This is a genomic window from Leucogemmata humicola (assembly GCF_055379415.1).
This window is the reverse complement of sequence record NZ_AP040875.1, coordinates 4,306,366-4,320,755: the sequence shown is the minus strand read 5'-3', so window position 1 is coordinate 4,320,755 and position 14,390 is coordinate 4,306,366. Positions and strand designations below refer to the sequence as shown.

At 63.6% G+C, this 14,390-nt stretch carries 12 protein-coding genes; all 12 read left to right on the top strand.

Annotated elements, in window-relative coordinates; genetic code table 11:
* Window positions 1-69 precede the first annotated feature (69 nt).
* Window positions 70-924 carry an IS1 family transposase gene (locus AC6H4Z_RS18375; RefSeq protein WP_497543419.1) on the top strand — a complete coding sequence of 285 codons (855 nt, stop codon included), beginning with the start codon at window positions 70-72 and terminating at the stop codon, window positions 922-924.
* A 215-nt stretch (window positions 925-1,139) separates the two neighbouring features.
* Window positions 1,140-1,784 (top strand): MgtC/SapB family protein, encoded by a 645-nt coding sequence (locus AC6H4Z_RS18370; RefSeq protein ID WP_497543418.1) that lies wholly within the window; start codon window positions 1,140-1,142, stop codon window positions 1,782-1,784.
* Window positions 1,784-2,818 carry a D-2-hydroxyacid dehydrogenase gene (locus AC6H4Z_RS18365; protein ID WP_497543417.1) on the top strand — a complete coding sequence of 345 codons (1,035 nt, stop codon included), beginning with the start codon at window positions 1,784-1,786 and terminating at the stop codon, window positions 2,816-2,818. The genes AC6H4Z_RS18370 and AC6H4Z_RS18365 overlap by 1 nt, the downstream gene beginning before the upstream one ends.
* 1 nt (window position 2,819) lies before the next feature.
* Window positions 2,820-4,097 (top strand): type IV pilus twitching motility protein PilT, encoded by a 1,278-nt coding sequence (locus AC6H4Z_RS18360; protein WP_497543416.1) that lies wholly within the window; start codon window positions 2,820-2,822, stop codon window positions 4,095-4,097.
* A complete protein-coding gene (locus tag AC6H4Z_RS18355; RefSeq protein WP_497543415.1) occupies window positions 4,094-4,984 on the top strand; it encodes a dihydrodipicolinate synthase family protein in 891 nt (296 codons plus the stop codon). Before AC6H4Z_RS18360 ends, AC6H4Z_RS18355 begins: the two co-directional genes overlap by 4 nt.
* Window positions 4,985-5,558: 574 nt before the next feature.
* Entirely contained in the window at window positions 5,559-6,461 is a 903-nt protein-coding gene (locus AC6H4Z_RS18350; protein WP_497543414.1) for a M28 family peptidase, read from the top strand.
* A complete protein-coding gene (locus AC6H4Z_RS18345) occupies window positions 6,461-6,955 on the top strand; it encodes a DUF456 domain-containing protein (protein ID WP_497543413.1) in 495 nt (164 codons plus the stop codon). Before AC6H4Z_RS18350 ends, AC6H4Z_RS18345 begins: the two co-directional genes overlap by 1 nt.
* Window positions 6,956-7,113: 158 nt before the next feature.
* On the top strand, window positions 7,114-9,030 hold the full coding sequence (locus AC6H4Z_RS18340) for a multicopper oxidase domain-containing protein (RefSeq protein ID WP_497543412.1): 1,917 nt from the start codon (window positions 7,114-7,116) through the stop codon (window positions 9,028-9,030).
* A 113-nt stretch (window positions 9,031-9,143) separates the two neighbouring features.
* Window positions 9,144-10,424, top strand: a complete 1,281-nt coding sequence (locus tag AC6H4Z_RS18335; RefSeq protein ID WP_497543411.1) for an adenylosuccinate synthase — start codon at window positions 9,144-9,146, stop codon at window positions 10,422-10,424.
* The gene (locus tag AC6H4Z_RS18330) at window positions 10,421-11,431 is read left to right on the top strand and encodes a YpdA family putative bacillithiol disulfide reductase (RefSeq protein WP_497543410.1); all 1,011 of its coding nucleotides are present in this window, start codon (window positions 10,421-10,423) and stop codon (window positions 11,429-11,431) included. The genes AC6H4Z_RS18335 and AC6H4Z_RS18330 overlap by 4 nt, the downstream gene beginning before the upstream one ends.
* 87 nt (window positions 11,432-11,518) lie before the next feature.
* Window positions 11,519-12,865: a glycine--tRNA ligase gene (locus tag AC6H4Z_RS18325; RefSeq protein WP_497543409.1), complete on the top strand. Its 1,347-nt coding sequence runs from the start codon at window positions 11,519-11,521 to the stop codon at window positions 12,863-12,865.
* Entirely contained in the window at window positions 12,862-14,385 is a 1,524-nt protein-coding gene (locus tag AC6H4Z_RS18320) for a gluzincin family metallopeptidase (protein ID WP_497543408.1), read from the top strand. The genes AC6H4Z_RS18325 and AC6H4Z_RS18320 overlap by 4 nt, the downstream gene beginning before the upstream one ends.
* The last annotated feature ends 5 nt before the right edge of the window (window positions 14,386-14,390 follow it).

Sequence of the window (14,390 nt, the reverse complement as noted above, 5' to 3'; positions counted from 1 at the left end):
CGCACGAGCGTTTCCGCAATGCCTACCCCTACGTATTGACAGAATGCTTAGGGGTACGCATATTGGCGCATGAACAAAACGAGCGCGGCGGTCCGGGCGATGGTTCTGCGGTGTCTCACTGACGGCATGGGCGTGAATCCAACCGCCCGCGCGTGCGGCGTCTCAAAGGGCACCGTCCTTCGTCTGCTTGCAGAGGCTGGCGAGTTCGCGGCCTTCTACCACGACTACATGGTGACCGGCATTCGCGCGAAGTTCATCCAGATGGACGAGCAGTGGTCGTTCGTCGGCGCGCACCGCAACCGCTCGCTCAATCCCGCCTACGGCGACGTGTGGACGTTCGTCGCGCTCGATCCGCAGACGAAATTGATCGTCAGCTATTTGGTGGGCGAGCACACGCGCGAGAGCACGAACGTGTTCGTCGCGGATGCCGCCGAGCGGACCTACGGTCGCACGCAAATCACGACGGATAGCTGGGGCGCCTACCACGACGCGATTGCGAAGTCGTTCACGTGGCGCCGGGCAGACTACGCCGTGTGCATCAAGAACTACGAGACGACGGATAAGGAATCGGCGCGGCGCTATGGTCCGGCGATCTGCACGTCAGTCACGAAGCAGAAGCGCATCGGCACGCCGGACATGGACCAGGCGACGACGAGCCACGTGGAGAACGTGAACCTGCACACGCGCCAGCGGTGCCGTCGCTTCGCTCGCCTCACGAATCAGCACTCCAAGAAGGCGGAGAACCACGCGCACGCTGTGGCGCTGCACTTCTTCGCGCATAACTTCATTCGCGTGCATCAGTCGCTGAGCGCCGAGCAGGGCCGCAAGATGACGCCAGCCATGATGCACGGCCTGGCGTTCCGCCCCTGGACGGTTGACGATCTCGTCACCGCGATGGACCCAACGGCTGTTACAATCGAATAGAACCAGTGCCGGAGCCGTGCAGGGCGGTTGCGACGCTGGGACGGCCACGTCATACTGCAGGCGATCCTCTCGGGCTCGCTCGTTGCCGACGTAGCGTAGGGTGAGCCCTCGGTCTTGTCTCCGACACGCCGGGGCGTCGCATCTTCGTTTCCGCAATTGCTTCCGCCGACTCGAACACATCGCTCGCCGCACTCGCCGAGGCGCTGCGGCTCAGCGTGCTCGGCAAACTCTTGCTGGCAACGCTCCTCGGCGGCGCGATCGGGATGGAGCGCGAGATGGCGGGGAAACCCGCCGGCCTGCGAACCAACATCCTCATCTGCGTAGGCGCGGCGCTGTTCACACAGCTGTCGGTTGACATCGCGCGGATTGGCTTCACGCCGGATGGTCGTCCGTACGGCGACACAACGCGCATTGCCGCGCAGATCGTATCGGGGATCGGGTTCCTTGGCGCCGGCGCGATTCTGCATGGCGAGGGCGCGATCATCGGCCTCACGACGGCGGCGACCATCTGGGTGGTCGCCGCGATCGGCGCGGCGGTGGGATCGGGCGCCTACGTCGACGCGGTTGGAACGACGACGTTGATTGTGCTCGTTCTCGTTGGACTGCGTCCTGTCGAGCGGCGCCTGCTGGCCAAGCGCCGGCGTATCAAGGCAACGCTTCGCGTTCGCCCTGGTGCGTCGTACGACACCTTCGAGAAGGTCATCGACGAGCAGGGCGTACACGTATTTGCTCGTCGTACCTTTGAGCACAACTCCGATCGCACGTTCGAGCTCGAGCTCATCGGAGCCACCAAACAGTTCGACGTCCTGTGCGACGTACTCCGCGGCCGACCAGACGTCATCAGCATCACAACGGATTGATGGACCGACTTCTCGTTCTCGATCTCGCGGCGACTTCAAAAAACTGGGCACTCACTCCCGAAGGCGAACGTCGAATTCTCGACGAGACTCCTCCGGGCTGGCGCGTGCACGTCGTCCGCGCTCCCACCAGCTCCGACGGTGACGGACCACCGCGCCCCAGCGACGAAGTGATGAACGCCGTTCGCGAAGCGGAGGCCTATTACGGTTTTGGAATTCCGCGCGTGCTGTTTGTCGAAGCGCAGCGGCTTCGCTGGGTTCACTCCGCGGCGGCAGGCGTCGGGACCGCCCTGCACGACGAGATGGTTGCGAGCGACGTGCTGCTCAGCAACTCGGCGGGAATTCACGCCATTCCGATCGCTGAGTACGTCGTGGGCAGCGTACTGCACTTCCTGCGCGGCCTGGACATGGTCATCGACCAGCAGCGTCGGGCTGAATGGAACAAGCAGCCGTTCGTCCGCATGGATTCGGTGCTGCGCGAGATGGATTCAGTGCGCGCTTTGGTCGTTGGTGTTGGAGGTATAGGGGGTGCCACAGCTGAACGACTCAGCGCGCTCGGTGCTCGATGCACCGGTGTTCGACGGCGAGTGGGCATGGGCCCACCGCCGGGGTTCGAGCGCGTCGTGGGACTGGATCAGTTCGAGGCCGAGCTCCCGAAGCACGACGTCGTCGTACTGGCGGCGCCGCTTACGGGTGACACGAACGGCCTCCTCACGGCGGAGCGACTGGACCTTCTGCCCCAGTCGGCGATCATCGTCAACGTGGCTCGCGGAGCGCTACTCGATCAGGACGCACTGGCCGAGCGACTGGCGGCTGGACGGCTGCGGGGTGCAGCGCTCGATGTATTCAAGGAGGAGCCGGTTCCCCCGACCAGCCCTCTGTGGGGGCTCCGGCAGGTGATTCTGAGTCCTCATATATCCCCGGTTTCCCCCGGCCGATTTTGGCCCCGGCAGCTCGATCTATTTTTGGACAACTGGCGCCGATACTCAAAGGGCGAGCCCTTGAGAAACATCGTCGACAAGAGAGCTGGGTACTGAAATGGAAAAGATCATCAAGGCGGCTGTAGATCGCGGCGCGTCGGACCTGCACATCAAAGCGGGCGACGTTTTTCGCGCGCGCATCAACGGCGAGCTCGTGGCGCTGACCAAGCAGGCGCTGACGCCAGAACAGACGCGAGCCATTGCCCTCCACCTCATGAACAATGAGGAGGACAAGCTGCGCCTTGATAAGATCCTGGACTACGATTGCTCATGGTCGGCGGCGGGGATCGGACGCTTCCGCGTGAACATCATGAAGCAGCGCGGTTCGTTCTCGATCATCATGCGCGTCATTCCGTGGGAAGTGCCGACTTTCGAAAAGCTCGGCTTGCCACCGGTGCTGTCGAAGATCGCTGAAACCGAGCGTGGCATGGTGCTCGTGACGGGCGTGACGGGATCGGGTAAGTCGAGCACGATGGCGGCGCTGATCAACTACATCAACGTTCGCGAAAACCGACACATCCTCACGCTCGAGAATCCGATCGAATTCCTGCACACCGATCAGATGTCATCGGTCACGCAGCGCGAGATCGGCTCAGACACGACGGACTTCAAGATGGGATTGCGCGCCGCGTTGCGTCAGGATCCGGACGTGATCATGATCGGTGAAATGCGCGACGCCGAAACGGTCGATACCGCGATCAAGGCCGCTGAGACGGGCCACTTGCTGATGTCGACCCTGCATACGCCCGATGCGCAGAGCACGATTCTCCGCATCATGGCAATGTTCCCGCCCGAAGAGCAGGACGTCATTCGCGTTCGGTTGGCCGAGTCGCTCTACGCAGTAGTGTCGCAGCGACTGTTGCCCAAGCGCACGGGCAAGGGACGCGCGGTGGCGGCCGAGGTGATGATCAACACGCCGGCGATCAAGGATCTCATTCTCGAAGGCACGCGCATCGGTGAGATTCGCGACTTCATTGCAGACGGTCGCGAGCAGTACGGCATGCAGACGTTCGATCAGTGTCTCGCGGATCTCGTGTCCGCTGGCGAGGTGACGTTCGACGTGGCCAAGGCCGCGGCGAGCAACCCGTCGGACTTCGAGCTCAAGATGCGGATGTTCTCGACGCTGTCGGAGGCGCCCGCTCAGCCGGAGGCTCCGCGCCCCGCGCCGCGCGCGCCGACTCCCCTCGCAGCCGCGGCGGTCCCTCAGTCGCCGCCGGCTCCGGCGGCATTGACGCCGCTCGGGCTGCCGGCCGTTCCGGAGTTGCCGGCTGAGACGGTGATCGCGGTTCCCCAACTCGAAGGAATGCAGGTTGGTGGGCTAGATTTTCTTTCATGACACTGGCTGCCAACCGACTTCGCGGAATTTTCGCCCCCGTCGTCTCGACGTTCAAATCGGGAAATAGCGACGAGCTGGATCTCGCGGCATTCGCCGCCAACGGACGAGCCCATCTCGCGGCCGGCCTCGACGGCTTGGTCGTCACAGGGTCGACAGGCGAAGCGGCATTGTTGGATGCCGCGGAGCGGTGCGCGCTCGTGGAAACGGCGCGCGATGTCGTACCAAGCGACAAGCTGTTGATCGTCGGCACGGGCGCTGAATCGACGCGAACGTGTTTGCAACAGACGCGCGACGCTGCGTCGCGCGGCGCGGATGCCGTGCTGGTCGTCGCGCCGCACTACTACGGCGGCGCAATGACGATCGATGCGCTGCGGGCGCACTATCGTCGCATCGCCGACGAAAGCCCGGTGTCGGTCGTGCTGTACAGCATTCCGAAATACATGCACTTCTCGCTGCCGCCCGCGCTCGTGGCCGAGCTTGCGGCGCACGAGAACGTCATCGGGATCAAGGACAGCTCCGGCCAAGCCGATCAACTCGCTGCGTACATGCAAGCGCAGTCGGCCACCTTTTCGGTGCTCACCGGAAACGCGCCGCTCTTTCACCATGCGTTGAAGGCGGGTGCACCGGGTGGAATCCTTGCGGTGGCGCTCTTCGCGGCGGGGCTCACGCTCGATGTCTACAACTCGTTCGTGCAGGGGAACGACGCCGCGGCGACGGCCGCGCAGGTGCGCGTGAGTCCGTTGGGCGCGAAGATCGTGGGCGAGTTGGGAATTCCCGGAGTGAAAGCGGCGATGGATCAGGTCGGACTGAACGGCGGTCCGGTGCGGTTGCCGTTGCGACCGTTAGAGGCGGAGCAGCGGAAGATCGTCGGCGAGATGGTGAAATAAAGACGGCGCGAAAGGCCAGACGGCGCGGAATGCCAGACGGCGCGGAATGCCAGACGGCGCGGAATGCCAGACGGCGCGGAATGCCAGACGGCGCGGAATGCCAGACGGCGCGGAATGCCAGACGGCGCGGAATGCCAGACGGCGCGGAATGCCAGACGGCGCGGAATGCCGAACGGCGCGGAATGCCGAACGGCGCGGAATGCCGAACGGCGCTGAACGACGAACGGAGCGCAACCGCGTTCGCGGCGTGACCGCATCGGCCGGTCGGGCCCGACGTTCGCTGTAAACGCTCTTTGGCGCCGTTTGGCATTTCGCGCGGTTCGGCATTTCGCGCGGTTCGGCATTCTGCGCCGTTCGGCATTTCGCGCCGTTTGGCATTTGGCGCCCTCTGGCATCTCGCGCCCTTTCTCGCTGTTCCATGGCTCATCTTTCCATCATCGGCTCTCTTTCTCGTCCCTCTGGAGGGCCGGGTGTCGCGGAGGCCCGCCGGTACTGCGCGGACGTTCTCCGTCACGCCGGGTTTGCTATTAGCGAACACTCTTTCGAGTATTCAGCATTTCCGGCATCGTGGGCCATGCCGATCAGCGGTGTCGTCGCGGCGTTCGTCACGGGCACGTTGTACTTTGGCCGCGGGAATCCAGCGTGGACCGTGGCTGCGTGCGTCGTTCTCGTGGTTGCGTTCGGCACGCTGGCGGTGCTCGGCCGGCGAGGCGTGCTCGACTATCCGCTAATGCGTCGACGCGGCGTGAATCTCCAAGGCGTTCGACCGGGGGGGCCGCCGACAGTGTGGCTCGTGGCACATATCGATTCCAAGTGGCAACCGGTGTCGATGATCGCGCGCGTGGCAGGTGTCGTCGGCACGTCCATTGGTGTCGTCGCGATGATCGCGGTGAGTCTTGTGCGTGAGCCGAGCGGTGGTGCCGCAATGGCCCTTCTGATCTTCACGTGGCTGAGTGCGCTGCCGCTCATTCTGTCGGTCGTCGGCGATCGGAATCACGGGACGTTGGACAACGCGAGCGGCGTGGCCGCGGTGCTCGAAGCCGCGGAGGCGATTCCGGCGACAGCGCGCGTCGGCGTGTTGATCACCGACGCCGAAGAACTCGCGCTGGCAGGGGCGCGTGCGTGGGCGAAGACATTGGCGCCTGGCGTTGCTCTCAACTGCGATAGTGTGGACGACTTCGGGCCGTTGGTCGTGATGTTCTCACGATCGCGCCCCGACGAACTCATCGCACGCCTTGAGACGGCGGCGGTCGCAGTGGAGGCAGAGCCGCCGAGAGTCCTACGCCTCATCCCGGGAATTCTCACAGACAGCGTCGCCTTGGCGGACGCCGGCTGGGAGACATTGACACTCAGCCGTGGCACCGTTCGTACGCTACAGAGGATCCACACGTCGCGCGACACGTTGTCCGGGATGCGGGGAACCGGCATTACCGGGGCCGCCCAGGTCCTCGCGCGCATGGCAACGGAGCTCGGCTGATGGCAGCAATCCTTCTCGTTCTCGCGGTCCTGCTTGGTCTCGTGATGATCCCCTTTGGTTTCCCGGGGACGCTCGTGATCTTCGCAGGCGCGTTGTGCTACTACCTGCTCGTGCCGGGGGGCGCGATCGGTCTGGCCACCGTGATCGGCGTGGGCGTGCTGATGGCGATCGCCGAAGCGCTCGAGTGGATCTTGGCGGGGCGGTTTGCGCGGAAGTACGGCGGGTCGCGACGCGCTGGTTGGGGAGCAATCATCGGTGGAATGATCGGAGCGTTCATGGGCGTTCCGATTCCCATCGTCGGTTCGGTGATCGGCGCATTCGTCGGTGCGTTCGTCGGTGCCTTTGTGTTCGAATGGAGCGGCACCAAGGACCACATGGGAGCGACGCGTGTCGCGTGGGGCGCGTTGCTAGGTCGCGTCGTCGCCGCGGCAGTCAAGGTCGGGATCGGCCTTGCGATGGGAGCGTGGTTGATCGGCGTGCTATGGGTTGGCTAGCGCGCACAAGACGACGATGATGCGTGTGACACCACACGACTCTTCCATGAGCATTAATTGACTTCTCATTAGCATCTACCTTACGTTCGCCCGTCCCACGTCGGCGCCGTTGCTGTCGTAGTCCTCGTCACGCTTTTCCCCCTTCACGAGGCTCGGGAATGAACAAGCTTCTCAGGCACGCCGCGCTCATTGGCGCGTGCGTCTGCCTTGCCGCTGCCGCTGCTCCGCGCGCACCGGAATCGGTCGTCGCCAATGACAATCGCAAACCAGCCGGCACACTGAAAAACGGTGTGCTCACGGTGCGGCTCGAAGCACGCAACGGTACGTGGAAGCCCGAAGGCGAACAGGGCAGCGCGCTTCCTGTCGCGGCCTGGGCCGAGGAAGGAAAGCCGCTGTCCGCTCCAGGTCCGCTCATTCGCGTACCGGTGGGCACCGATGTAAAAGCGTCGCTCAAGAATTCGCTCGACAAGCCGCTCACCGTCTTCGGGTTCGGCAAGACGCGCGGAATGACGGACAGCATCGTGATTCCAGCCGGTGCATCGCGCGACGTGCAGTTCAAGGCGGGAACGCCCGGCAACTTTTACTACCTCGCGCGCCGCAGCGTCGACAAAGTGTATTTCGGATCGCGGTTCGCACCGGACATGGAACTCTCGGGAGCGATCATCATCGATGGCACCGGGCCGCAGACGGCCGACAGAGTGCTTGTCATGTCGATCTGGAACACCTTCGACGCGAAGAGTCCGACCGGTTTGGGTCGCGCGACGATGACGATCAACGGACTCTCGTGGCCGCACACAGAGCGCATCGATCTGAAGCAGGGCGACTCGGTGCATTGGCGCGTGATCAACCTGACTGAGCTCGACCACCCGATGCACCTGCACGGGTTCTATTTCCGCGTCGAGCACAAGGGCGACGGTGCAAGCGACTCGATCTACACGAAGGAGCAGCAGCGCCTCGCGGTGACCGAGGTCGCGTTTCCGTTTTCGACGATGTCGATCTCTTGGGTTCCTGATCGCGCGGGCAATTGGATCTACCACTGCCACTACGCCGAGCACATCTCGTCGTCGTCGTCGCTAGATCGCGACAAGGACCACTTCGACGAAAGCATGGCAAGCCATCACCTGGCGGATGGTCCACATCAGATGTTCGGGCTCGTGCTCGGCCTTCGCGTCGCGCCAAAGGGTCCGCCGGTAGCGCTTGCCGAGGCGCCGCGCAAAATACGAATGATCGTTCGGCAGAAGGAACGCGCGTACGGAACGAATACGGGGTACGCGATGGTGCTCGGAGGCACGCCCGCTGAGAAGGACGCGAACGTAGCGCCGTCGTCCGGGCCGACCTTGGTGCTCGAGCGAGGCAAGCCTGTCGCGATCACGGTAGTCAATAGCGCGAAGGAGCGTGCGTCGATTCACTGGCACGGCATCGAGTTGGAGAGCTATCCGGACGGCGTTCCCGGATGGAGCGGGAGCGGCAACCAAACGTTGCAGCCGATCGCCCCGGGCGATTCGATAACGATTCGATATACGCCGCCTCGCGCAGGGACGTTCATGTACCACTCACACATCAATGAGTCGTCGCAAATCGCGTCCGGGCTCTACGGGCCGATCATCGTCGTCGAGCCTGGGCAGCAGTTCGATCCGGACCACGATCGCGTCTTGTTCTTCGGCACCGCGGGCCCGACCAAGAACGTGATTATCGGCCCGTTCGCCAACTACCTGATGAACGGCGAGGCGCAACCGAAGGCGATGGACCTTCGCGCCGGAACGACGTATCGATTCCGATTGATCAACCTCGCGGACGGCGGCCCGGTGCTCGTGTCGATGCTCAATGGCAAGGCCCCCGTGCTGTGGAAGGCGGTCGCCAAAGACGGCGCCGCACTGCCTGTGTCGCAGGCGACGCCCCGACCGGCAGTAGTGGTGTTCGATGCCGGCGAGATCTACGACTTCGAACTCACGCCCGCCAAGGGCGCCGATTTGGCGCTCACGTTTGGACCAACGCCCTTTCCACCGGGCGTCCCGACGCCTCCCAATTTTTCGCCTTTGCCGCCGACGCGGACCGTCGCGGTGCATGTGAGGTAGCCAACAGTGTGGGCGGGAGGATGCGTTGACTCCCCCGCCCATTGGCCTAGATTAAAACAACGCCCCGGGTGAGCCGCCGGGGCGATTTTTTTTGCGCGGCAAAACCGGTAGACATGTTTACTCAGAGCAATCGCACGGTCGTCGTCGTTGGTGCCCAATGGGGCGACGAGGGGAAAGGCAAGCTCGTCGACGTTCTCGCTGAACGCGCCGACTGGGTGGTCCGATATCAAGGCGGCGCAAACGCCGGCCACACGGTCGATCTGGGTGAGCATTCATTCGTCCTGCACCAGATTCCGAGCGGAATTCTGCACCCAGGCGTGCGCTGCGCGATCGGCAACGGCGTGGTGCTCGACCCTGAGACGCTCTTCACCGAAATCGACGAGCTCGTCGCCGACGGCATCGACGTCGAGGGCCGGCTCTATGTGAGCGAGCGCGCGCACCTGGTGCTGCCGTACCACAAGATCGTGGATGCCGAGAGTTCTCACTCGCAGTCGCTCGGCACGACCGGCCGCGGGATTGGTCCGGCGTACGAAGACAAAATCGCACGTCGCGGTATTCGCGTCCTCGATCTGCGTAATCGCGACCGTCTCACCGAATTGGTGACGCGCAACGCCGAGCGCGCCAACGTCCAGCTCGCGGCATTCGGGTCGACCAAGCGCGTCGAGCCGAAGGCGATCATCGACCGACTGGAACAGCTCGCTGAGCGCTTGCTTCCGCTCGCCGAAGACGTCGGTCTTGTCGTGCACCGCGCGATGAAGAGCGGTGCGGCAGTGCTGCTGGAAGGCGCACAGGGCTCGCTGCTCGACGTCGACCATGGCACCTATCCGTTCGTGACGTCGAGCAGCACGACGTCAGGTGGAGCGGCAACGGGGGTTGGCGTCGCGCCCACCGCGATCGACGCAGTGCTTGGCGTAGTGAAGGCGTATACGACCCGCGTTGGTACCGGTCCGCTGCCCACCGAAATGGACACGCCAATGGGCGAGCGCGTCCGTTCGCTCGGCAACGAGTTTGGCGCAACGACCGGTCGTGCGCGACGGTGCGGTTGGTTCGACGCGATCGTCGTGCGCTACGCGAATCGGATCAATGGTCTCACGGACGTGGCGGTGACCAAGCTCGACGTGCTCGACACGTTGGATCGTGTCGCCATCTGTACGGGCTACGAGTACGACGGTGACGTGCACACCGAATTTCCGGGCGACCTCACGCTGCTCGAACACGCGGTGCCGCGGTACGAGTGGATGGAAGGTTGGCAGAAGAGCACGTCCGAAGCGCGCCGTCTCGAAGAGTTGCCGAGCGAGGCGAGAGCGTATCTCGATCGCCTGCAGGAGTTGATCGAAACGCCGATCACGTACGTCAGCGTCGGCACGCGGCGCGATCAGATCATAGGACTGTGATTGACCTGCTGATCGTCGGCGGCGGGCCGTGTGGCCTCGCGACGGCGATCTCGGCACAGCGTGCCGGGCTGACGACGCTCGTGCTCGAAGGGGCGTCGGTGGTGAGCACGATCGCGCACTACCCAACGTACGTGCAGTTCTTTTCGACAGCGGAAAAGCTGGCGCTCGGCGGCCTGCCGTTCGTCATCGCGGGCGAGAAGCCCACGCGTCGCGATGGCCTCGCGTACTACCGCGCTGTCGTGAAGTATTTCGGCATTCAGATCCGCCAGTACGAGCGCGTTACGAAGATCGAGCGCGCGGGGGACACGTTCGTTGTGCACTCGGACTCGCGCGCCCACGGCGCAATGCGGACCGAAGCGCGCGCGGTGGTGATCGCGACGGGTTACTTCGGCTCGCCGAACTACCTGCGCGTTCCGGGCGAAGATCTCCCACAGGTGGCGCACGTTTACCGCGAGGGCCACGGCGCGTTCGACCAGGATGTCGTCGTGGTTGGCGGTGGCAATTCCGCCGCTGAGGCGGCGTTGGATCTCTGGCGGTCCGGCGCGCGTGTGACGCTCGTGCACTTCGGGCCAACGTTCGACAAGAAGATCAAACCGTGGGTGCTTCCGGACTTTCTGAACCGCGAAAAGGAAGGGAGCATCGCGGCGCGCTGGGACAGCCGCGTGCACTCGATTCAGCCGGGTTCGGTCACGATCACGAACCCGGGCGGCGAGGAGCGCATCAAGGCCGACCTCGTGTACGTGATGACCGGCTTTGCGCCGAACACAGAGCTACTCCGGCAGATTGGCGTCCCGATCGATCCGGTGACGGGCATCCCCGCGCACGATCCGGAAACGCTCGAGACCACGGTGCCCGGCGTGTTCATCGCCGGCGTGGTCGTGGCCGGGTTCGACGCGAACAAGGTGTTCATCGAAAACGGCCGGTATCACGGCGACAACATCGTGGCGCGGATCCTCGGTCAGGGCGTTCCACCCGAGCCGAAATTGAGCGCGGAGCTCGACACGTAGACGCCAAGGTCACGAAGAGGCCGAGCGTAGGTTGGGTGATGTTAAGTTTCAGGACTGCGCTGACCGCACGTTAAACACCGCCAAGAAATGCCTACTCCCGACGTCCTCGAAAAGCTCGTGTCGCTGTGCAAGCGACGCGGATTCATTTTCCAATCTTCAGAGATCTATGGCGGCGCCGGTTCCGTGTGGGACTACGGCCCGCTCGGTGTCGAGCTGAAGAGGAACGTCAAGGATCGTTGGTGGAACGCGATGGTTCGGTCGCGCGACGACATCGAGGGGCTCGATGCCGCCATCTTGATGCATCCGCGCGTGTGGGAGGCCAGCGGCCATGTCGCTGGCTTCACCGACCCGCTCGTCGATTGCAAGAACTGTAAAAAGCGCTTTCGCGCCGACGATCCCAAGATCAAGGGCGTGCCCGGCACGCCGGAGGCACAGTGCCCTGCGTGCGGCATGAAGGGCACGCTGTCCGAGGCGCGTCTCTTCAACCTCATGTTCAAGACGTTCATGGGGCCCGTCGAGGAGAGTGCCTCGGTCGTATATCTGCGCCCCGAAACGGCGCAGGGCATCTATGTGAATTTCCTCAACGTCCAGCAGTCGACGCGTCAGAAGGTGCCGTTCGGCATCGCGCAGATCGGTAAGGCGTTCCGCAACGAAATCACGCCCGGAAACTTCATCTTCCGCACGCGTGAGTTCGAACAGATGGAGATGCAGTTCTTCGTCGAGCCTGGCACCGACATGCACTGGTTCGAGTACTGGAAGGAACAGCGCATGGAGTGGCACAAGTCGCTCGGACTCGATCCGGCGCGACTACTGTTCCACCAGCACACCAAGGAAGAACTCGCGCACTACGCGCGCGCGGCGTTCGACGTGCAGTTCGACTTCGGTGGTACGCTTGGCTTCCAGGAGATCGAAGGCGTTCACAATCGCGGCGACTTCGACCTCACTCGGCACCAGGAGTATTCCGGAAAGAAGCTCGAGTACTTCGACCAGCCGAACAACAAGCGCTTCGTGCCGTACGTCGTCGAGACGTCGGTCGGCGCCGATCGTACGACGCTTGCGCTGCTAGTGAATGCGTATCGTGAAGAGAAAGTCGAAGGCGAGGATGAAGGTCGTACGGTGCTCGCGCTGCATCCCGGCGTCGCGCCGATCAAGGCGGGCGTGTTCCCGCTCGTGAAGAAGGACGGAATGCCGGAGTTCGCCGAGAAGCTGACGAAGGAACTGCGCCAGAGCTTCCCGGTGTTCTACGACGAGTCGGGCGCGATCGGGCGTCGCTATCGTCGACAGGACGAAGTCGGCACGCCGTATTGCATCACGGTCGACGGCGACACGATCAAGGACGGGTCGGTGACGATTCGCGATCGCGACACGCTGCTGCAGGAACGCGTTGCCGCCGAGCGCGTGGCTGAGATCATTCGCGCGCGTTTGGCGTCGTGAGCCCGGAGCCGCTTTCGCTCGAACGTCTTCGCCGCGAGGGCGAAGCGTTCATGGAGGAGCTGTCGAGGGAGTACTATCTCTCGCACTCCGGTCACAAGCCGAGCGCAGAGCTGCAGCCGATCTACGCGAAGTACGCAGGCATCCTCGGGCCTGATTCGCTCGCGCTGGTGCTCGAGGAATTCCAACGCGCTCCTGAAGGGAGCGAAGAGCGCCGGTCGACGCGCCTGTTCGTCGACTGGCAGGCCGAGGCGCAGAGCTCGCGTCAACTGGCCGCGCTCGAGGAACGTGAGATTGCGTGGGGCGCATCCGCGGTCGTGCCGGTCAGCGACTCGCGCAGCATTCCGTTCGAGGCAGTCGCGATCGAGATGGGCAACTCGCGCGACAAGGCCGAGCGACACGCCATCGAAGCGGCGCGCGCGAAGCTGGTCGACAGCGAACTGGCGCCGATTCGTCGCGAGCGCTTTCAACGCGAACGCGACATCACCGAAGAGCTGGGCCTCGCGCCGAATTACAATGCGACGTTCGAGCTGCTGAGCGGCATTTCGCTCGCGTCGCTCAAGGCGGAGTGCGAGCAGTTTCTGCGCGACACGCGCGATCTGTGGGACGACACGCTGCCTGAGTTCACGAAGCGCATCCTCGGCATGAATGCGGGCGACGTCACGCGTGCCGACGCCGTGGCGATGTTTCGCGCGCGCGATTTCGACAAGGGCTTTCCGTCGAATCGGATGGAAGAGGCGATTCGACGTCAGGTTCGCGAAATGGGCGTCGATCCGCTGGCCAACGGTCGCGTCACACTCGACACGGGTGAGCGTGAGGGGAAGCGAGGTCGCGCGTTCTGTGCGCCGGTGCGTGTACCGGACGAGGTGTATCTCGTACTGCGACCGCACGGCGGGCAGACCGATTGGACGACATTCCTGCACGAGCTCGGGCACGCGTTGCACTTCGCGTACATGCGACCGGACTTGCCGTTCGAGTATCGCTGGATGGGCGACAACTCGATCACCGAAGGGTACGCGATGCTGTTTGACCACCGGATGAAGGACGCCGGTTGGTTGAAGCGATACACCGAGCTCGAACCGACGCAGGTCACTCCGTTTCTACGCGCCACGGGTTTCGACGAGCTGCACTATCTGCGTCGCTACTGCGCGAAGTTGATCTACGAGATCGAGCTGTACGGCGGCACCACGTCCTGGGATTCGCTGCCCGATCTCTATGTCGAGCGACTCAGCGAGGCGACGACGTTCCGGTACAATCGCGCCGACGCGTTCGTCGACGTCGATCCGCGATACTATGCCGCGCGGTATCTGCGTGCGTGGCAGCTGCAGGCATTGATCAGCGAAACGTTGGTCGAGCGGTACGACGTTGACTGGTGGCGCAATCCGCGCGCAGGCCCGTGGATTTGCTCGGCGCTATTTGGCGAAGGCCAGCGTGAATTGGCGCACGAACAGGCAGAGCGTGTAGCCGGGAAGCAACTCTCGTTTGCTCCGCTGATCAGAGCTGTGGAAAAGATGCTCGGCTAATACCG

Coding starts and splice junctions, on each gene's coding strand:
- AC6H4Z_RS18375 (WP_497543419.1), top strand. CDS start 70: ATGAACAAAACGAGCGCGGCGGTCCGGGCGATGGTTCTGCGGTGTCTC.
- AC6H4Z_RS18365 (WP_497543417.1), top strand. CDS start 1,784: ATGGACCGACTTCTCGTTCTCGATCTCGCGGCGACTTCAAAAAACTGG.
- AC6H4Z_RS18360 (WP_497543416.1), top strand. CDS start 2,820: ATGGAAAAGATCATCAAGGCGGCTGTAGATCGCGGCGCGTCGGACCTG.
- AC6H4Z_RS18355 (WP_497543415.1), top strand. CDS start 4,094: ATGACACTGGCTGCCAACCGACTTCGCGGAATTTTCGCCCCCGTCGTC.
- AC6H4Z_RS18350 (WP_497543414.1), top strand. CDS start 5,559: ATGCCGATCAGCGGTGTCGTCGCGGCGTTCGTCACGGGCACGTTGTAC.
- AC6H4Z_RS18345 (WP_497543413.1), top strand. CDS start 6,461: ATGGCAGCAATCCTTCTCGTTCTCGCGGTCCTGCTTGGTCTCGTGATG.
- AC6H4Z_RS18340 (WP_497543412.1), top strand. CDS start 7,114: ATGAACAAGCTTCTCAGGCACGCCGCGCTCATTGGCGCGTGCGTCTGC.
- AC6H4Z_RS18335 (WP_497543411.1), top strand. CDS start 9,144: ATGTTTACTCAGAGCAATCGCACGGTCGTCGTCGTTGGTGCCCAATGG.
- AC6H4Z_RS18325 (WP_497543409.1), top strand. CDS start 11,519: ATGCCTACTCCCGACGTCCTCGAAAAGCTCGTGTCGCTGTGCAAGCGA.